General features: G+C 70.8%; 15 protein-coding genes. 11 read left to right on the top strand and 4 right to left on the bottom strand.

Features of this window, described 5'->3' with window-relative positions; translation table 11 throughout:
• Positions 1–78 precede the first annotated feature (78 nt).
• The 6 genes from ruvB to K8556_RS20635 all read left to right on the top strand — a co-directional run bounded on the left by ruvB (position 79) and on the right by K8556_RS20635 (position 7,172).
• Positions 79–1,116, top strand: a complete 1,038-nt coding sequence (gene ruvB, locus K8556_RS20660; RefSeq protein WP_223741791.1) for a Holliday junction branch migration DNA helicase RuvB — start codon at positions 79–81, stop codon at positions 1,114–1,116.
• Between the two features lie 18 nt (positions 1,117–1,134).
• A complete protein-coding gene (locus K8556_RS20655; RefSeq protein ID WP_223741790.1) occupies positions 1,135–2,619 on the top strand; it encodes a hypothetical protein in 1,485 nt (494 codons plus the stop codon).
• A gap of 448 nt (positions 2,620–3,067) precedes the next feature.
• Positions 3,068–4,012: a UDP-3-O-acyl-N-acetylglucosamine deacetylase gene (lpxC, locus tag K8556_RS20650; protein WP_223741789.1), complete on the top strand. Its 945-nt coding sequence runs from the start codon at positions 3,068–3,070 to the stop codon at positions 4,010–4,012.
• A 56-nt stretch (positions 4,013–4,068) separates the two neighbouring features.
• Positions 4,069–5,163 carry a thioredoxin domain-containing protein gene (locus tag K8556_RS20645; protein ID WP_223741788.1) on the top strand — a complete coding sequence of 365 codons (1,095 nt, stop codon included), beginning with the start codon at positions 4,069–4,071 and terminating at the stop codon, positions 5,161–5,163.
• A 28-nt stretch (positions 5,164–5,191) separates the two neighbouring features.
• Positions 5,192–6,430 (top strand): DUF4388 domain-containing protein, encoded by a 1,239-nt coding sequence (locus K8556_RS20640; protein WP_223741787.1) that lies wholly within the window; start codon positions 5,192–5,194, stop codon positions 6,428–6,430.
• A gap of 124 nt (positions 6,431–6,554) precedes the next feature.
• On the top strand, positions 6,555–7,172 hold the full coding sequence (locus K8556_RS20635; protein WP_223741889.1) for a hypothetical protein: 618 nt from the start codon (positions 6,555–6,557) through the stop codon (positions 7,170–7,172).
• Between the two features lie 85 nt (positions 7,173–7,257).
• Here K8556_RS20635 and K8556_RS20630 read toward each other — a convergent pair whose 3' ends face one another.
• On the bottom strand, positions 7,258–8,874 hold the full coding sequence (locus K8556_RS20630) for a leucyl aminopeptidase (protein WP_223741786.1): 1,617 nt from the start codon (positions 8,872–8,874) through the stop codon (positions 7,258–7,260).
• 138 nt (positions 8,875–9,012) lie between these two features.
• On the opposite strand from K8556_RS20630, the gene K8556_RS20625 reads away from it, so the two are divergent.
• The 3 genes from K8556_RS20625 to K8556_RS20615 all read left to right on the top strand — a co-directional run bounded on the left by K8556_RS20625 (position 9,013) and on the right by K8556_RS20615 (position 11,296).
• Positions 9,013–9,909: a hypothetical protein gene (locus tag K8556_RS20625; RefSeq protein ID WP_223741785.1), complete on the top strand. Its 897-nt coding sequence runs from the start codon at positions 9,013–9,015 to the stop codon at positions 9,907–9,909.
• Positions 9,910–10,037: 128 nt separating this feature from the next.
• A complete protein-coding gene (locus tag K8556_RS20620; protein ID WP_223741784.1) occupies positions 10,038–10,820 on the top strand; it encodes a sulfite exporter TauE/SafE family protein in 783 nt (260 codons plus the stop codon).
• A gap of 38 nt (positions 10,821–10,858) precedes the next feature.
• Complete coding sequence (locus K8556_RS20615) at positions 10,859–11,296, top strand: hypothetical protein (RefSeq protein ID WP_223741888.1); 438 nt, start codon at positions 10,859–10,861, stop codon at positions 11,294–11,296.
• Positions 11,297–11,320: 24 nt separating this feature from the next.
• On the opposite strand, the gene K8556_RS20610 is transcribed toward K8556_RS20615, so the two are convergent.
• From K8556_RS20610 to fabF, 3 genes are all read right to left on the bottom strand, one after another.
• On the bottom strand, positions 11,321–12,190 hold the full coding sequence (locus K8556_RS20610) for a tetratricopeptide repeat protein (RefSeq protein WP_223741783.1): 870 nt from the start codon (positions 12,188–12,190) through the stop codon (positions 11,321–11,323).
• Between the two features lies 1 nt (position 12,191).
• Positions 12,192–13,799, bottom strand: coding sequence for a short-chain fatty acyl-CoA regulator family protein (locus K8556_RS20605; protein WP_223741782.1), 1,608 nt, complete (start codon positions 13,797–13,799; stop codon positions 12,192–12,194).
• 315 nt (positions 13,800–14,114) lie between these two features.
• Positions 14,115–15,365, bottom strand: a complete 1,251-nt coding sequence (gene fabF, locus K8556_RS20600) for a beta-ketoacyl-ACP synthase II (protein WP_223741781.1) — start codon at positions 15,363–15,365, stop codon at positions 14,115–14,117.
• A 109-nt stretch (positions 15,366–15,474) separates the two neighbouring features.
• Here fabF and K8556_RS20595 point away from each other — a divergent pair, with 109 nt between their 5' ends.
• Positions 15,475–16,203, top strand: a complete 729-nt coding sequence (locus tag K8556_RS20595) for a TetR/AcrR family transcriptional regulator (RefSeq protein ID WP_223741780.1) — start codon at positions 15,475–15,477, stop codon at positions 16,201–16,203.
• A 116-nt stretch (positions 16,204–16,319) separates the two neighbouring features.
• Positions 16,320–17,726: a hypothetical protein gene (locus tag K8556_RS20590; protein WP_223741779.1), complete on the top strand. Its 1,407-nt coding sequence runs from the start codon at positions 16,320–16,322 to the stop codon at positions 17,724–17,726.
• The last annotated feature ends 24 nt before the right edge of the window (positions 17,727–17,750 follow it).

Below are 17,750 nucleotides of genomic sequence, written 5' to 3'. Positions count from 1 at the left end.
GCCGGTCGGCGTGCCACTCCGAGTCTAGCGCCGCCAGAAGGGCAGCGACACGCGCCCCCTTCGCTGTATAGGGTCACAATGGCGATGGCGAGGAAGTCCGACGACACCCTCTCGGGAGATGTTCAGCCGGAAGACATCCGGTTGGAGGCCTCCCTGCGCCCACGCACCTTCGACGAGTACGTGGGGCAGGGGGCGGTCGTCGAGAAGCTCAAGGTGTACGTGGCCGCGGCGAAGAGCCGGGGTGACGCGCTGGACCACTGTCTGTTCTCCGGCCCTCCCGGCCTGGGCAAGACGTCGCTCGCGCACCTCATCGCGAACGAGCTGGGCGTGGGCATCCACGTCACCAGCGGCCCCGCGCTGGAGCGCAAGGGCGACCTGGCGGGCCTGCTCACCAACCTCAACGAGCGGGACATCCTCTTCATCGACGAAATCCACCGCCTCAACGCCGCCGTGGAGGAGTACCTCTACCCGGCGATGGAGGACTTCCGGCTGGACATCACCATCGACACCGGGCCCGCCGCCCGCGCGATGAAGATTGATTTGCCGCCCTTCACCCTGGTGGGCGCCACCACGCGCACGGGCCTGTTGACCTCCCCCCTGCGCGACCGCTTCCAGATTCAAGAGCGCCTGGAGTACTACGAGCCGAAGTTCCTGGAGCAGATATTGGACCGCTCCGCGCGCATCCTCGGCGTGCCCATGGACCGCGCCGCCAGCCGCGAAATCTCCACCCGCTCGCGCGGCACGCCCCGCATCGCCAACCGGCTCTTGCGCCGCCTGCGCGACTTCGCCCAGGTGGAGGGCAACGGCCGCATCACCTACGACCTGGCGCATGATTCGCTGAGCCGCCTGGGCGTGGACGCCAGCGGCCTGGACGCGATGGACCGGAAGATCCTCCTGACCATCCTGGAGAAGTTCGGCGGCGGCCCGGTGGGCGTGGAGACCATCGCCGCGAGCGTGGGCGAGCAGCGCGACACCCTCGAGGACGTCTACGAGCCCTTCCTCATGCAGGAGGGCTTCCTCATGCGCACGCCCCGGGGCCGCACCGCCACGCTGCGCACCTACCAGTACTTCAAGAAGACGCCGCCTCCCAGCTCCCCGCAAGGGGCGCTCTTCTAGCCTGTACCCCGTTCCGCCATGAGCCAAGCCTCCGCGCCCGCCGTGCCCACGGTCCTCCCCGGTTCCCGCGACTACTACGGCGACCTGATGCGCGCCTCCCAGGCCACGCGCGCGGGCTTCCTCGCGGAGCGCGAGCGCTGGCTGCGCGGCGTCCCGGTGGAGGGCCGCGAGGAGCTGCTCTTCGAGTTCGAGATGTGGCTGCGCGCCGTGGAGCGCTACCTCAACCTCCACAACTCCGTGGTGGACGCACGCGCCCGGCCGCTCGTCACGCGCGACTTCCACGAGGAGCTGGTGGACGTGCGCGACGCCATGGAGCGCGCCGTGCGCGTCGCCCGGCACCTGCAGGACCCGGACAGCGACCCGAAGATGGTCTTCCGCAAGTACGTGGAGACCCAGCTCGCGGACGACCGCGTGCGCCGGCTGCTGATTGAAGAGGAGCTGGATCAGGAGACCCCGCCGGAGAGCCTCTTCGTCGTGCGCGAGGCGTTCGACGCGCTGAAGAACCTGCTCGACAACCTGCTCCAGTTGCCGCTCATCGGCCTGTCGCTGTTCCAGGACGTGGGCAAGCTGACGCTGCGGGAGATCGTCCTCAACCGCTACTTCCGCCCCTTCCGCCCGCTGGAGTTCCGCGTCGAGTACGACCGGCTGCGCTCCGTGCGCCTGCTGGACGTGCTGGGCACGCTGCCTCCGGACACGCGGCCCCTCTTCACCACCGCGTTCCTGGGCCTGTTCCGCGTGCTGCACTACCTGACGCACGTGGACCCGGAGGCGCAGCCGCCCGTGCCGCGCCGCGTGCGCGTGCTCCTGTCCCTGGTGCGCGGCGAGGTCTCCGCCGTGGCCAGCTACCTGCACACGGAGCTGTCCCCCAAGGCCGGGCCCAAGCACCTGCAGGCCGCCACGCTGCGCGCCGCGCGCGACCTGGCCCGCGAGACGGACCGCATCTCCCGCGAGGTGCTGGTGGACCTGGACCGCGACCCCGCCGCCCCCCTGCGCGCCGCGGAGGCCTTCACCACGCTCCTGCGCCAGCAGATCGTCGCGCTGGTGGACGCGCTGGCCCCCAACGGCGCGCTGGGGGAGGAGGCCTTCGCCCACCTCACCAGCGCCCAGGACGCCGCGCTGCGCCTGCGCAAGGACCTGTGGGTCTACGCCCAGTTGTGCCGCGCCGCTGAAAGCCACCTGCGCGCGGAGGACGTCGCCGCCGCCGAGCGCGTGCTGGAGGCCCTCAAGTCGTTCCTCGACTACTTCCACGACGGCGGCTACCAGCTCCTGCGCTACGCGGACTACGACGCCTTCGACCGCTTCACCTCGCTCCTGGTGGAGCTGCCCTGGCCCCCGGAGGGCCCCGGCATCCGCAGCCGCCTGGCGGAGGACCTCCGGCGCTTCTCCCAGACGCTGGAGACCACCTTCCACGCCGTCAGCCGCCGCTCGCTCCTCCAGGGCCGCGGCTTCGACCGGCCGGACGCGGAAGCCCTGCGCGACCGCTTCCTGCCGCCTGCCCGCTGACCCACCCTCCCGGTCACGATTCCCGTCAAGCCCCGGACTCCCGGTGAGACCGGGATGTGCGTTTGCTTCCGGGCACTCGCCTGCGATAGAGACGCGCCGCTGTCACGTGGGTGACACGCACTCCCGGTTGGCGCGAAACCATCCGGGGGCCCTGGGGTTCGAAGGATGAATTCCGGACATCGCTGTCAGGGTGGGAGGAGCAGTGGTGGGTTTCCCAAGAGGGGTGTCCGGGCCCCGGTCCTCGCCGCCCCCCGTTCCGGTCCCCGGCGCGCCAGCAGTTCCAGGGGGTTGGGAAGGGCAGGGCCACCCCCTCCGGGAATCCTTGTGTCACGGCCGCGTGGCATGTTGATTGCTCCTATGTGCAGCGCGTCAGAGTGCCGTGGAACGGCCTGACGGGGCCATACCCCGCGTATGTCAGTACGAAGCAGTCCCTAGAGGCGACACCGACATGCTCCAGCTCAACGACTTCCAGCGCACCCTCTCCCAGCCGGCCGTCTGCCGCGGCGTGGGGCTCCACTCCGGGTTGCCCGTGACGCTGACCCTGAAGCCCGCGCCCGCGGGGCATGGCATCGTCTTCGTGCGCACGGACCTGGCGCGCCCGGTGAGCATCCCCGCGCTGGCGGAGTACGTGGTGGATACGTCGCTGGCCACCACCCTGGGCCGGGACGGCGTGAAGGTGGGCACGGTGGAGCACCTGATGTCCGCGCTGGCGGCGCTGGGCATCGACAACGTGCGCGCGGAGCTGGACGGGCCGGAGGTGCCCATCATGGACGGCAGCGCGGCGCCCTTCACGCACGCCATCATGGAGGCGGGCTCCCACGAGCTGGACGCGCCGCGCGAGTACCTGGTCATCAAGAAGAGCGTGGTGGTGCAGGACGGCGACAAGCAGGCCTCGCTCACCCCCGCCCGGCGCTTCCGCATCAGTTGCACCATCGACTTCGAGCACCCCGTCATCCAGGGCCAGTCCTTCGACGTGGACGTGAACGACCGGGGCTTCTCGCGTGAGATCTCCCGCGCCCGCACCTTCGGCTTCCTGCGCGACGTGGAGAAGCTCAAGACGCTGGGCCTGGCGCGCGGCGGCTCGCTGGAGAACGCCGTCGTGGTGGACGAGGCCGCCATCCTCAACCCGGACGGCCTGCGCTTCCCGGACGAGTTCGTGCGCCACAAGATTCTGGACGCCATCGGCGACGTGTCGCTGTTCGGCCGGCCCGTCATCGGCCACATGACGGCGTTCAAGACGGGCCACGCGCTCAATCACAAACTGGTGCGCAAGGTGCTGGCGGACCCCTCCAGCTTCGACATCGTCACCGCGCGCCGCCGGGACGTGGAGGGGCGTGAGCCGGGCCGCGGAAGCCTCGCGGGCGCGTTGGAGTTGGAGCCCCTGGTCGCCTGAACACGGGACTGGCAATTCCTTGCCAGTCCCGGGGACCTCTATTAAGTCGGCGGGCTATGTCCATGCGCTCTACTCGCATCGCCCTGGCCGCCCTCCTCGCGGCATCCCTCACCGCCGGCTGCAACAAGGAGAAGGCGCCGGCCAATGCCCAGGCGCCCGCCGCGCAGGCCCAGGCTGGCAATGCCGCCGAGCCGTCGCCGGACACCGTGGTGGCCACCTTCGGCAACAACCAGAAGGTCACCTTCGGTGAGCTCAACGAGCGCATCAAGGAGCCGCTGGCGAACCTGGACAAGCAGAAGTACCAGTTGCGCAAGCGCGGCCTGGAGGGGCTCGTCACGGAGCGCCTGGTGAAGGAAGAGGCGACCAAGCGCGGCCTCACCGAGGACCAGCTCCTCAAGGCGGAGATCGACGACAAGATCCCCGCGCCGCCGGAAGAGAAGATCAAGGAGGTCTTCGAGGGCGCCAAGGGTCAGTTGCCCCCGGGCGCGACCTACGAGCAGATGAAGCCGCAGATCGTGGACTTCCTGTCCGGCCAGCAGAAGCAGGAGCAGGCCCAGAAGTTCTTCGACTCGCTGCGCGCGGGCGCCAACGTGAAGTACGAGCTGCCCGAGCCCCCGCGCCCGCCCGCGGAGCGCAAGCAGGTGGCCGCCACCGGCCCGTCCAAGGGCCCGGAGGGCGCGCCGGTCACCATCGTGGAGTTCAGCGACTTCCAGTGCCCGTTCTGCAGCCGCGCCATCGGCACGGTGGACGAGGTGACGAAGCAGTACGGCGACAAGGTGCGCCTGGTGTTCCGCCAGTTCCCGCTGGACTTCCACCAGCAGGCGCAGAAGGCCGCCGAGGCCTCGCTGTGCGCGAACGAGCAGGGCAAGTTCTGGGAGATGCACGACAAGCTCTTCGCCAACCAGAAGGCGCTGGGCGTGGATGACCTGAAGAAGTACGCGGGCGAGCTGAAGCTGGACACGGCCAAGTTCAACACCTGCCTCGACTCCGGCGAGAAGGCCGCGCAGGTGAAGGCGGACATGGCGGACGGCGCCAAGGTGGGCGTCAGCGGCACGCCGGCGTTCTTCATCAACGGCATCATGCTGTCCGGCGCGCAGCCCCTGGACGAGTTCAAGAGCATCATCGACGCGGAGCTGAAGGGCGCGAAGTAGCCCTGAAGCGCCTGCAGGGAGGGATGCGGTGGCGTCCAAACCCAGGGCCACGCCCCGCGTGAGCGGTGAGGCGGCCTCGCTCGAACTGGAGCGGCCGCTCGCCGCTGTCGTCTCTCCCACCCGGCCCCTCTCGGCGCACTTCCTGGCGCCGGAGGGGCTGGTGCTCCTTCCGGAGTCCCACGGCGCGGCCGGCTTCTTCGCCGGCAGCCTGGGGACGCTCTCGGTCGAGGAGGTCTTTGCCCAGATCCTCTCGGGCATCCGCACCGGCCAGCTCGTCGTGCAGCACGGCACCGTGCGCCGCACCGTGGCCTTCCGCGACGGGCAGGTGGTGTTCGCCACCTCCAGCGAGCGCTGGGAGCGCCTGGGCGCGGTGATGGTGCGGCTGGGGCTCCTGACGGAAGCGCGGCTCACCCAGGCCTTGGCGCAGGTGACGCCCGCGCGGCGCATCGGCCAGGTGCTCACGTCGCAGGGCATCGTCTCCGAGGCCAGCCTCTACAGCGCCATGACGTTCGTGGTGCGCGAGGTGGTGCTCAACCTCTTCGAGATGGTGGAGGGCAGCTTCCTCTTCCTGGAGGCGAAGGCCCCGGCGGTGGACGCGGTGAAGCTGCCGGAGCGCACGCGCGACCTGGTGCTCACCGGCATCAAGCGCGCGGAGGAGACGGGCCGCCTGCGCCGCCGCTTCCCGGACGACATGCGCGTGGCGCCCGGCCCCCAGGGCGCGCTGCCCGGCGAGGAGGCCCTGTTCGCGAAGCTGGGCGAGGGCGCGACGCTGGGCGCGCTCCGGGCCGCCTACGCGGGCAGCCAGTACGCCTTCTACAGCGGCGTGGAGGAGGCGGTGCGGGGCGGCCACCTGGCCGTCCGGGCCGCGGAGGCGCAGGCCGCCCCGGGCCCCGCGGTGGAGGGCATGGCCTGGGAGCTGTTGTCCGCGGAGGAGCGCTACAACCTCCTCCTTTCGCTGGTGCACCGCGCGCTGCGCGAGGCGGGCCGGGACGTGGACCTCTTGCGCGGCTTCGTGGAGTCGCCGCCGCCGGGCCTGGAGGAGGCCTACCACGGCGTCACGCTGGGGCCGGACGGGCGGGTGGACGTGGCCCGGCTGCGCGCCAACGTGTCCACCAGCGGCGGCGAGGCGGTGGGCCGGGCCATGGCGCTGGAGGCGCTGGACGCGTTCGTGTCCTACGCCCTGTTCTCCGCGCGCAACGTGCTGCCGGCGGACGTGGCGGAGCGGCTGGCCAACACCTACCGCACCCTCCAGGGCGGCCTGACGTAGCGCCGGGCCGCCGGGAAGTTTCCACCGTCTGACAGCGTACACCGCCCCCATGTGCCCCTGGCGGGCCCGGAGGTGGGTGGTCACGTTCCTCCCCACGGCTGGTGGCTGGCGGGGGACGAGCGACATGGGCGCGATGCGGATGTTGGGCTGGGGTGTGCTTCTGCTGAGCACGGCATGCGGCGCGTCCCGGACGGCGGTGACGAAGGCGGAGCCCGGCACGGGCGGCTCCGGCGCGGCCTCGGACGAGTCCGCCGTCGCGTCCACCACGCGGCGCTACGTGGACGAGGACCTCGGCTTCGAAATCATCCGGCCCACGGCGGAGTGGCAGTTGGATGAGACGAACGAGCGCACCCCGGAGGGGCTGGCCATCCCCGTCATCCTGCGCCACCGCGTGACGGGCGCGCAGGTGGTGCTCCAGGTGGCGCCCGGCGTGGCCACGCCCGTGCAGTTCGCGGAGCGGCTGACGCAGGGGCTGCGCCAGCAGCCGGGCTTCACCACCACCGACCCCCGGCCCATCGCGCTGTCGGACAACGCGGTGGGGTTCGACTTCCAGGTGGGGGAGGGCGTGCGCGGCAAGGTGGCCGTGCGCGAGGGCAACTCCGGCCGCGTGCTGATGATGCTGGCCACCTGGCCCACGGAGGCCACCGCGGGCATCACGGAGAGCGTGGACGCGCTGATGGCGGGCGTCCGTCCGCTCCCGGAGCCGAGCGTGGCGGTGCGGTCCACGCCCCGGACGCCCTGATGCGCGAAGGCCCCGGCCCCCACGCGATGGATGCGTGGGACCGAGGCCTTCAGGCGCGCGGAGCACGGAGGCTCCGTGGGGACCGTCAGCGGGCCGGCTTGCCCTTGGAGGCCTTGGAGGCCTTCGGCGCCTTGGCGGCCTTCGCGGAGGACTCGGCCTTCACGGGCTCCGGCTGCGAGGCGACTTCCGCAGCCTTGCGGCGCACCAGCTCCACCAGCGTGCGCGCGCCCACGCCCGTGCCGCCCTTGTTGAGGTAGCCGCGCTCCTTGGGGCTGTTGGACGGACCGGCGATGTCCAGGTGCACCCAGGGCGTGTCGCCCACGAACTCCTTGAGGAAGAGGGCCGCGTTGATGGCGCCGCCCCAGCGCTCGCCGGAGTTCTTCATGTCCGCCACTTCCGAGCGCAGCGCGTCCTTCTGCAGGTCGCTGACGGGCAGGCGCCACATCTCCTCGCCCGCGGCGCGCGCGGCGGAGAGCACGCTGTTCACCGCGTCGTCGTCGTCGCCGAAGGCGCCCACGATGTAGCTGCCCAGCGCCACCATGCACGCGCCCGTGAGCGTCGCCAGGTCGATGATGGCGGACGGCTCGTGCTCGCCGGCCCAGGTGAGCATGTCACCCAGGACGAGGCGGCCCTCCGCGTCCGTGTTGGTGATCTCCACCGTCTTGCCGGAGCGCGCGGTGAGGATGTCGCCGGGCTTGTACGCCGTGCCGGACGGCATGTTCTCGCACGCGCCGATGAAGGCGTGCACGGGGAAGGGCGGCTTCACCACGGAGCCGATGACCTTCATCGCGGCCAGCACCGCGGCGGACCCGGCCATGTCCGTCTTCATCTCCACCATGCCCTCGGTGGGCTTGAGCGACAGGCCGCCCGAGTCGAACGTGATGGCCTTGCCCACCAGCGCCAGCGGGGCGCGCCTGGCGTCCTTCGCGTTCTTCGGCGTGTAGACCAGGTGGATGAGCCGCGGCTCCTGCACGCTGCCGGCGGTGACGCCCAGGAACATGCCCATGTTCAGGCGCTCGATCTCCTTGCGCCCGCCAATCTCCGCCGTGAGCCCGCCCTCCTTGGCGGCCTGCTGCGCGGCCTGCGCCAGCTTCGTGGGCGTCACCACGTTGGGGGGCTCGTTGACCAGGTCGCGCGCCCAGTTGACGGCCTCCGCCAGCTTCAGGCCCAGGTGGAGCGCGTCCTCCAGCGCGCGCGACTTCTCCGTGCCCTGCGGCAGGGACAGCGTGGCGCGGCCCAGCTTGGGGCTGGCCTTGTCCTCGCGCGCGGAGGACTTGTACTTGTCGAAGCGGTAGACGCCCAGCTCCAGGCCCTCCACCACCGCGCGCACGGCCATCGCCGCGTCGTCCGTGGCGGGCACGCGGAACCCGATGGCGGTGGCCTTCAGCCGCTGCGCCGTCTTCGCCGCGCGGCCTGCGGCCAGCCGCAGCACCTCCGGCTGGAAGCGCGCGCGGTTGCCCAGGCCCAGGAGCAGGACGCGGTCCGCGCCCAGCTTCCCCAGCGTGTGCACGACGAAGGACTGGTCCACCTTGCCCTTGAAGCCCTCCTGGGTGGCGGCGGCGCGCAGCTTGCCGTCCAGCGCCGCGTCCGCGGCCGTCAGCGGCGCGGGGGCGGAATCACCCAGCTCGCCCTCGAAGAGGGGGATGACGAGCAGCTCACCGCTCACCGGCGCGGCTTCACCGGAGACGAGACTGAATTGCATGGCGACTTGGACTCCTGGGCTGAGGGAGGGGGTGATCCGAGGGGCGCGACTGTAGACGCGCCGCGTGTTGCTCGCAAAGCGCTGGTTGCCACTGAGGCATTGCAATGCCCCGGCGCGCTGGATAGCTGTGCACTCCCAATGCCCACCCTGTTGCTTCATCTGACGGCCATCGAACGGTTGGCGGCCCACCCGGACGGCCTCCCCGCCGACTGGGTGCGCGCCTTGTCCGAGGACCTGCCGTACGCGCGCTTCGGCGCGGCGCTGCCGGACCTGCCGCTGTGCGCAGGCGTGCGCGGGGGCCTGGGGGTGATGATGCAGCCGGAGGCCGGCTGGCCCCTCTTCGCGCGGCTGTACCACGAGAGCGCCCCGGTGGGCCTGGGCCTGAAGATGGCGGAGCTCGTCGCCTCCGGCGCCCTCGTGGGCACCGAGGCGGGCCTGGCCATCCTCGCGGGGTACTTCATGCACCTGAGCCTGGACCGGCGCCTCCACCCGCTGGTGGACCAACTGGTGCTGCGCCACCGCCGCAAGGGCGAGCGGGCCTGGGACGCACGGCGTCAGGTGGAGTGGGCCCAGACGCTCTTCTTCCTGCGCCAGCAGGACGGCACGGACGGGGTGGGCACCGCCCGCATCCGCGAGAAGTTCCAGGTGGTGAAGACCTCCGGCATCCCGCTGCGGGGCATTGGCCGGGGCATCTATGAACTGGTGCGCCTGGCGTCGCAGGACCGCGTGGGGCAGGCCCCCACCAAGGCGGAGCTGGACGGCTGGGTGCGCGGGCTCTACGTCTCCGGGCTCTTCCTCTCCAGCCCGCTGGGCCGCATGCGGGCGCTCCCGGCGTACTCGCAGCTCTCCTACCAGGAGCTGTACCGCAATGATCACTTCGACTTCGCGGCGGAGCTGGACGCCGCGCTGGAGGTGACGCGCGGTTTGATTCGCAGACTGCACGGCTACATGGCGCGCGGCACCTACACGCCGCGCACGCGCGCGCGGTTCCTGGAGGAGTTCCCGGAGGGGACGCTGGGCGCCACCGCCGCGTAGTGAACGGAGCCACACGGCCCGCGTCGCGGGGTCGTGTCCGCGTGCAGGGCATCCAACCGATCGAGCAGGTTGCCCCCCGGGGCGTGGCGCTATCCGAAGCGGGGAGTGCCTCCTATCCTCGATAGGGAATGACGGTCTTGCTCCTCATGGCGGCGGGTGTGTTGGCGGGTGGGCTGGGGGCGCTCCTGGGCATCGGGGGCGGCATCGTCCTGGTGCCCGTGCTGGTGTTGGGTTTCGGAATCCCGCTGGAGCAGGCCGTCCCCGCGAGCCTGATGTGCGTGGTGGCCAACTCCTGCGCCGCCGCCGCCAGCTACGTGGAGAACAAGCTGAGTGATTTGCGGTTGGGGCTCACCCTGGAGCTGGCCACGGTGATGGGGGCCATCGTCGGGGGGCTCGTCGCGGCCTTCGTCGCGGAGGCGATGGTGGCCGTGGTGTTCGGCCTCTTCACGCTCTTCGTGGCGCTGCAGATGCTGCTCCTGCGCCGCCCCGTCCAGGAGCCGGCGACGGCGGCCAACTACGAGCCCGGCAACTACCCGCTGGGCATCTCCGGCTCCTTCGTGGCGGGCGGCCTGTCCGCGCTGCTGGGCGTGGGCGGCGGTCCGCTGAAGGTGCCGCTGATGACCTACGGCATGCGCGTGCCCTTCAAGGTCGCCAGCGCCACCAGCAACCTGATGGTGGGCGTCACCGGCGCCGCCAGCGTCGCGGCGTACGCGTGGCGCGGCCAATTGAATCTCGGGCTCGTGGCGCCGTTGGTCGTAGGGGTGCTGGGCGGCGCGTCCGTGGGCAGCAAGCTGATGCTGAGGACCCCGACCGCGGTGCTCAAGAAGCTCTTCGCGGCGGTCCTGTTGATCGTGGCCGGACAGATGTTGTGGAAGGGAGGGGAGGGGCTGTGGCCGAGCGTATGGAAATGAGTGAAGCGGAGCCTGAACTACCCGGTGTCCATCCGTCGATGCGGGTGCCGGAGGCAGGACCCCCACGTCGCAACACGCAGGCGACGTCGGTGGCGTTGGACGCGGAGTTCCACGAGGAGCTCCCGAGGGAACCCATCACCCAGCCGGAGGTGCTCCCACGCGAGCGCCGGGGGGCCCGGAGGCTCGCCGCCGGGGAACGGTGGATTGCCCGCATGCTGCGCACCGGGGCCATCACCAGCGGCTGCATGTTCGTCACGTCGCTCGCGCTGGAGCTGCTGCCGCGCGACGAGTCCGTGCACGTGGCCATCGACCTGTTGCGCAAGGGCGCGGCGTCCATGCTGCTGGTGACGCCGGTGGCGCGGCTGGCGATGGCGGGCACGCTCCTGGGCCTGCGCGGCGAGTGGCGTTACGCCGCCATCGCCGCGGGCGTCATCGGGTTGCTCGCGCTGGCGGTGGGCGCGGGCTTCCAGGCCTGAACCGGAGTTGGACCGCGCGCGGGGCTACACGCCGCGCGCGGCGAAGTGCGCGAGGACGTTCTTCACCTTCGCCACCTCATCGTGCTGCTGGAGGTCCTCGTACATGGGCAGCACCGCCTCGAACTGCTCGCGGGACGCGGCGAAGTCCTGGAGGTAGTAGCAGGACAGCCCCAGGTCCCAGCGCGCGCGGGCCTCGTAGACGTGGTCGTGCAGCTCGCCGTACACGTCCACCGCGCGCAACAGGTGCGGGCGCGCGTTGTCGTGGTGACCCATCAGGCCCTCGGACTCGCCCAGCAGCAGGTGCCCCAGCGCGAGCGCCTCCGGGTCCTCGCCCTGCTCCAGGAGCGGCACGGCCTCCAGGAAGCGCTTGCGGGCGGGCTCGTACTCGCCCCGGGCCATGCGCAGGTCGCCAATGTCCAGCAGCAGCCGCGCGATGCGCTCGGTGTTGCGCGTCTGGCGGTAGAGGATGAGCGCCTCCTGGTACTTCTCCTCGGCGCCGTCGACCTCGCCCATGGCGCGCAGGGACTCGCCGATGCAGGCGCGGGTGAGCGCCTCGCCCTCGCGGTCGCGCGCCTCGTTGAAGAGCAGGGCGGCGGTGGCCATGTGCTCGATGGCGCCCTTGTGATCCTCGAAGTGGGCCTTCACCACGCCCAGGCCGAAGAGCGCCTGCGCCTGGCCGGGCTTGTTGCCCGCGGTCTTGAAGAGGCCGAAGGCCTCCTCGTAGTGCTCGCGGCTGGCCGCGTGGTCCTCCAGCATGCCGTACAGCTCCGCCAGCGCGACCAGCCCCTGGCCCACCTCCGAGGGCGAGCCGGTGATGCGCAGCGGGGCGAGCGCGTTCTTCTGCTTCTGGATGGCGTCGGCGATGTGGGCGCGTTCGTTGTCGGACGGGTGCATGTCAGTTCTCGTGAACCTTGCGGCGGCGGGCGCCCCTGTCCAGCGAATCGTGCTTCTCGGCGCCTTCAGGGCCGTTGCCATCGGGCTCGGCGTTTCCGTTGCGCTCGGCCTTCTCCTTCTCGTGGACCAGCAGCGGGGAGAAGAAGCAGTCCTTCTTCGTGTACTCGTCGAAGGCGAACGCGAAGCGGTAGCTGGCCGCCGCGCGCTGGTTGCAGTCCGTGCGCTCGCAGAAGCGGCAGGAGATGCCGCTGGGGATGGCGTCCTTGCGCAGGTCGTTGGTGGGCAGGCCGTACGCCAGGTACTTCGCGTTCTCCGCGTGCGTGCCCAGGCCGATGGAGTACGCCGTCCCCTTCACGATGGAGCCTTCAATCGGCTGCAACTGCACCTTCGCGAAGCAGAAGTACGTCGTGCCGTCCGGCATGATGGAGTACTGGCGCGTGATCTGGGACGGGTTGAGGAACGCCAGGTGCACCGCCCACTTCGCGCAGGAGCCGCCGCCGGACGCGAAGCGGATGCCGGTGCCGCTGTAGCGCTTGGAGATGTTCCCCGCGATGTCCGCGCGCAGGAAGTGGAAGGGCAGGCCCTGGCGCTTGGGGTCGGACAGGTTGCAGATGCGGTGGGCCACCGTCTCGTAGGTGGTGCCGAAGACGTTGGAGAGCAGCTCCACGTCGTAGCGCGTGCGCTGCACCTCCTTGAAGAACTCGCCGTAGGGCAGCATCAGCGCGCCGGCGAAGTAGTTCGCCAGGTTGACCTTGATGAGGCGCTCCGTCTCCCCGTGGCGCATGCGGCCCGCGCCCAGGATGCGCTCCACCAGCTTCTCGCGGTCCATCACCATCAGGCCAATGGACGCGGCCACCTGGAACTTCAGCGGCTGCTCCGTGAGGTCCGGCGACAGCGTGAGCGTGCGCGCGTCCAGGTCCAGCCGGCGCACCACGGAAGAACCGCTGGCCGCGCGTTCAATCTGCACCTTGAAGTCGAACCGCTCCTCCAGCATGCGGATGAGCTGGCTGCTGGTGAGCTGCTGCTCCAGGCGGAAGTCGCGGCGCAGGCCCTCCGCCTGCTCCTCCAGCTCCGGGAAGTAGTTGCGGTGCTTCTCCAGGAAGTCGCTGACCTCGTCGAAGGGCGAGTAGTCGAAGCGGACGCCCGGCGTCGTGCCGCCCAGCCCCGAGGTGGAGCCCTGCGTGCGCGTGCGCTCCTCCACGTTGAGCTGCGCGAGCACGTTCTCCAACTGCGTGCGCGTGTTCTTGTAGAGGTTGAACAGCGCGGCCACGGTGCCGGCCAGCTTCGGCTCCGCGGACAGCGACTGGAGCGACTCCGAGTCGATGTCCAGGCTCTTGAGCAGCGGTTCATCCAGGAGCTTCGCCAGGGCCTCGTCCACGCGGCCCTCGCCCAGCGTGGACATGAACTGCTCGGGGTCCTGCTCGAAGTAGCGCAGCGCCTTCCACAGGAGCGGGAAGGGCATCACGCGCTTGCCCTTCTCGATGAGGTTCAAGTACGCGGGCGAGACCCCCAGGTCCTTCGCTGCATCCGCCTGCTTGATGTTTCGTTGCAAGCGCAGGCCGCGAAGCTTCAGCCCCACGTTCGCATTCAGAGCGTTGTCGTTGTTCATGGCTCCAACCCCCGGTGGGCCGCGTCAGGAGCCACGCTCCGACACCGGGTCTCTGGATCCACTCTGCAAACCGATTTACCGATTTGCAATGAACGTTTTCGGATCGCCGCAGCGCTGTCCCGCAGGCGACGCGCGAAGGGTTGACTGCCCCCACCCTGGCCTTACAGGGACGTAATCCCATGTAATCACACGGCTTTCAGGCGGTTCCGGTGTGCGGCGGCGGCGCCCGTCCACCGCGCTGTGAACGCTTGACTGACGCGGCGCGACAGGACTGGGGAAAAGTCAGTAAACGGGCGCCAGATTTTTTACAGCGCCTCAGCGCGTCTCCGGGAGCCGCTGGAACACGAGGGCGACGTTGGTGCCGCCGAAGCCGAAGGAGTTGCTCATCACGGCGTTCACGCGCGTCTCCCGGGCGGTGTTGGGCACGCAGTCCAGCGGGATGCGCGGGTCCTGGTTCTCCAGGTTGATGGTGGGGGGCAGCACGCCGCGGGTGAGGGCGAGGATGCTGATGACGGCCTCGGCGGCGCCGGCCGCGCCGTTCATGTGGCCCGTCATCGACTTGGTGGAGGAGATGGCGAGCGACCTGGCCGCGTCGCCGAACACCTTCGCGATGCCCTCCATCTCCAGCAGGTCGCCGATGTCCGTCGAGGTGCCGTGGGCGTTGAGGTAGCCGATGTCCGCGGGGTCGAGGCGCGCGTCCTTCAGCGAGGCCTTCATCGCGCGCTGGGCGCCCGCGTGGCCGGGCGCGGGCGAGGTGACGTGGTAGGCGTCGGAGCTGGAGCCATAGCCCGTCAGCTCCGCGAGGATGCGGGCGCCCCGCGCGCGGGCGTGCTCGTACTCCTCCAGGACGAGGATGCCCGCGCCCTCCGCGAGCACGAAGCCGTCGCGGTCCCTGTCGAACGGGCGGCTGGCCGCCTGGGGCGCGTCGTTGCGGTTGGACAGGGCCTTCATCGCGGCGAAGCCGCCCACGCCCAGCATGGAGATGGGGGCCTCCGCGCCGCCGGCCAGCGCCACGTCGAACTCGCCGCGCTGGATGCCGCGCATCGCTTCACCGATGGCGTGCGCGCTGGTGGAGCACGCGGAGTTGGTGGACCAGGACGGGCCCTTGATGCCGTGGCGCATGGAGATGTAGCCGGGCGCCATGTTGATGATCATCTGGAGGATGAAGAAGGAGCTGATGCGGTCCGGCCCCTTCTCCAGCGCCTTGCGGTGGGTCTCCTCCAGGCTGCCGATGCCGCCGATGCCGGAGCCGATGACGGCCGCCACGCGCTCCGCGTTCTCCTCGGTGATGACCAGGCCGGAGTCCGCGAGGGCCATGTCCGACGCGGCCACCGCGAACTGCGCGAAGCGGTCCATGCGGCGCACCTCGCGCCGTTCCAGGTAGTCCTCCGGGTTGAAGCCCTTCACCTCACCGGCGAAGCGGCAGTCCAGCGCGCTCGCGTCGAACAGGGTGATGGGCCCCACGCCGCTCTTGCCGTTCACCAGCGCGTCCCAGCTCGTCTCCACGCCGATGCCACAAGGGCTGATGAGCCCCATTCCCGTCACCACGACGCGCCGCTGTTCCATCGCGCACTCCCTGACCCTGTTCGTTGGACCGGGATGGTATTATGACCATCCTTCCATCAGTTCAAGTCCAAGGGAGCCCCGATGAGCGAGCAGGCAGGGAGTGGGGGCGATGCGCTACACCGCTGAACACAAGCAGGCCACGCACGCGCGCATCCTCGCGGCGGCGGAGAAGTTGTTCCGCGCGGAGGGCTTCAGCGGTGCGAGCGTGGAGCGGGTGATGCGGGCCGCGGGCCTGACGGTGGGCGGCTTCTACGCCCACTTCACCTCCAAGGAGTCGCTGCTCGCGGAGTCGCTGCGCGCCTTCATGACGGCGCGCCGGACGCCCTGGCTCGCGGGGCTGGAGGGGATGCGGGGCCCGGCGTTCCTGGAGCGCTTCGCGCGGCGCTACCTGGACCAGTACGACCGGCACACGGGCGACACGGCCTGCATGATGCCGTCGCTCCTGTCGGACCTGACGCGCGCGGCGCCGGAGGTGCAGGCCGCGTTCGCCCAGGGGCTGGAGGACCTGGTGGGTCAGGCCCAGACACACCTGCCCGCGCGCGAGGGCGCCACGCCCCGGCAGCAGATGCTGGCGACGGTGACGCTGTGCTTCGGCGCCATGACGCTCGCCCGGGCCACCGCGTCGCAGCCGCTGGCGGGGGAGATATTGGACGCGGCGCGCGCGCTGCTCGTCGCGGGGGCTCCCGTGGAGGGGGGCTCCGGGAGTGAGGCGCCTCGCGCGCACGCGACGCCGAGGAGGAGTCCCGCCTCGCGCAAGAAGGCGCCCTCCCGGAAGCGCCGGGTGGGCTCCCTCGCGGGGAGCGCTCCCGCGCGCCGTGCTCGCAAGAAGCCCCTCTGAGCGGGCGCGCGTCCCCCCTCGTCGACATTCCGGGCTGGACGGCATGGGGGCCGTCGTGGAGTCCTTTCTCGCGGACCGCGGACCGTGGGGGCAGGGTGGACGCAAGGAAGACGACGGTGGCCCTCGTGTGGCTGGTGGGGCTCGCGCTCACGCTGGGGGCGTGCGCCTCCGTGCCGCTCGCGCCTCCCAGGGAGGACGAGCCCCTTCGCTACGGCATCACGTACACGCGCGACCCCTCGCCACGGCTGGATGTGGAGATCGCCCTGCCACCGTCGCCTCCTGGCGCGTTCCTCTTCCGGCAGCCGGGGCGCGAGAGCTCCGTGGTGGCGACGTTCGGGGACGGGAGCAGCGCCGAGCTTTTCCCCCGGGACGGCGTGGTGCGGGTGCCTGAAGGGGCGCGCATCCTCCGCTATCACTACCTGTTGGCCTCCTCTTCGCGAGGGGGCGGCGGGCACCTGTTCGGGGGCATGGGGGAAGGGGACACGTGGCACGTGGCCGGCAAGGCCTACCTGCTGACCCCCAGCCGCGTGACGCCCGGCCTGCGCGTGGAGCTCACCGTGTCCGGCGCGGACGCGCTCCTGCCATGGACTCCCGACGCGCGCGGCGTCTACCACCTGCGCGGCGAGGACCTCATCGACGCGGGCTTCCATGCCTTCGGCGGCAGGCGGCTCGAGGCGCGCGTCGGCGCCTCCGTGATGGACGTCGCGCTGCTGGGCCGCTTCACGCACCTGACGGACGCGGACCTCCGCGCGTGGCTCGAGCAGGCCGGGCGGGAGGTGCTCACCGTGCGCAAGGCCTTCCCGTACCCGCGCATCACCGTGCGCGTCGTGCCCGTGCCCGGCGACGACACGCCCGGCGTCTTCGGGATGACCCTGTGGAGCTCGCCGCCCAGCATCTCCCTGCTCGTGGGGCAGGACGCCACCGCCGCGTCCTTCGCGCGTGACTGGGTCGCCGTCCACGAGATGCTGCACCTGACGCATCCGACCCTGGTGCCGCGGGTGGCCTGGCTCACCGAAGGCCTGGCCACCTACTACACGGAGCTCGCCCGCGCGCGCTCCGGACGCCAGACGGCCCAGCAGGCCTGGCAGGAGCTGACGAAGGGCTTCGCGCGGGGCCAGGCCGCCTCGCGCTCACGCACCATGCAAGAGGCCGTCGCCGAGGAGCGGAACTTCATGGGCATCTACTGGACCGGCGCGCTCTTCGCGCTCCACCTGGACGTGGAGCTGCGCCGCGTGACGCACGGCCGCGCCCGCCTGGAGGACGTGCTGGAGCTGCTCGCCACGCGCGGACCCACCGCGACACTCGAAAGTTTCGGTGACGCCGTGGACACCGTCGCGGGCCAGCCGCTGTTCGACGCGCTGCTCGCCCGTCACCTCCCAAGGCCCGCCTTCGCTGAATTGACCCCATTGCTGGAAGACCTGGGCGTCCGAATTGACCCAGGCGGCGTCAAGCTCCATGCTGCGCCGGGCAGTGGGTTGCGTGAGTCACTGGACGGCGGGCGGGCCCCGGACGACGCGGGGTGAACACCCGGAAATGAAAAGGGGCCG

The organism is Corallococcus sp. AS-1-12 (assembly GCF_020036995.1).
GTDB lineage: Bacteria > Myxococcota > Myxococcia > Myxococcales > Myxococcaceae > Corallococcus.
This window is presented reverse-complemented; position numbering and strand designations above follow the sequence as displayed.

What these genes read in the sequence shown, in the direction of transcription:
- ruvB (WP_223741791.1), top strand. Translation starts at nt 79, where the DNA reads ATGGCGATGGCGAGGAAGTCCGACGACACCCTCTCGGGAGATGTTCAG.
- K8556_RS20655 (WP_223741790.1), top strand. Translation starts at nt 1,135, where the DNA reads ATGAGCCAAGCCTCCGCGCCCGCCGTGCCCACGGTCCTCCCCGGTTCC.
- lpxC (WP_223741789.1), top strand. Translation starts at nt 3,068, where the DNA reads ATGCTCCAGCTCAACGACTTCCAGCGCACCCTCTCCCAGCCGGCCGTC.
- K8556_RS20645 (WP_223741788.1), top strand. Translation starts at nt 4,069, where the DNA reads ATGTCCATGCGCTCTACTCGCATCGCCCTGGCCGCCCTCCTCGCGGCA.
- K8556_RS20635 (WP_223741889.1), top strand. Translation starts at nt 6,555, where the DNA reads ATGGGCGCGATGCGGATGTTGGGCTGGGGTGTGCTTCTGCTGAGCACG.
- K8556_RS20630 (WP_223741786.1), bottom strand. Translation starts at nt 8,874, where the DNA reads ATGCAATTCAGTCTCGTCTCCGGTGAAGCCGCGCCGGTGAGCGGTGAG.
- K8556_RS20625 (WP_223741785.1), top strand. Translation starts at nt 9,013, where the DNA reads ATGCCCACCCTGTTGCTTCATCTGACGGCCATCGAACGGTTGGCGGCC.
- K8556_RS20620 (WP_223741784.1), top strand. Translation starts at nt 10,038, where the DNA reads ATGACGGTCTTGCTCCTCATGGCGGCGGGTGTGTTGGCGGGTGGGCTG.
- K8556_RS20615 (WP_223741888.1), top strand. Translation starts at nt 10,859, where the DNA reads ATGCGGGTGCCGGAGGCAGGACCCCCACGTCGCAACACGCAGGCGACG.
- K8556_RS20610 (WP_223741783.1), bottom strand. Translation starts at nt 12,190, where the DNA reads ATGCACCCGTCCGACAACGAACGCGCCCACATCGCCGACGCCATCCAG.
- K8556_RS20605 (WP_223741782.1), bottom strand. Translation starts at nt 13,799, where the DNA reads ATGAACAACGACAACGCTCTGAATGCGAACGTGGGGCTGAAGCTTCGC.
- fabF (WP_223741781.1), bottom strand. Translation starts at nt 15,365, where the DNA reads ATGGAACAGCGGCGCGTCGTGGTGACGGGAATGGGGCTCATCAGCCCT.
- K8556_RS20595 (WP_223741780.1), top strand. Translation starts at nt 15,475, where the DNA reads ATGCGCTACACCGCTGAACACAAGCAGGCCACGCACGCGCGCATCCTC.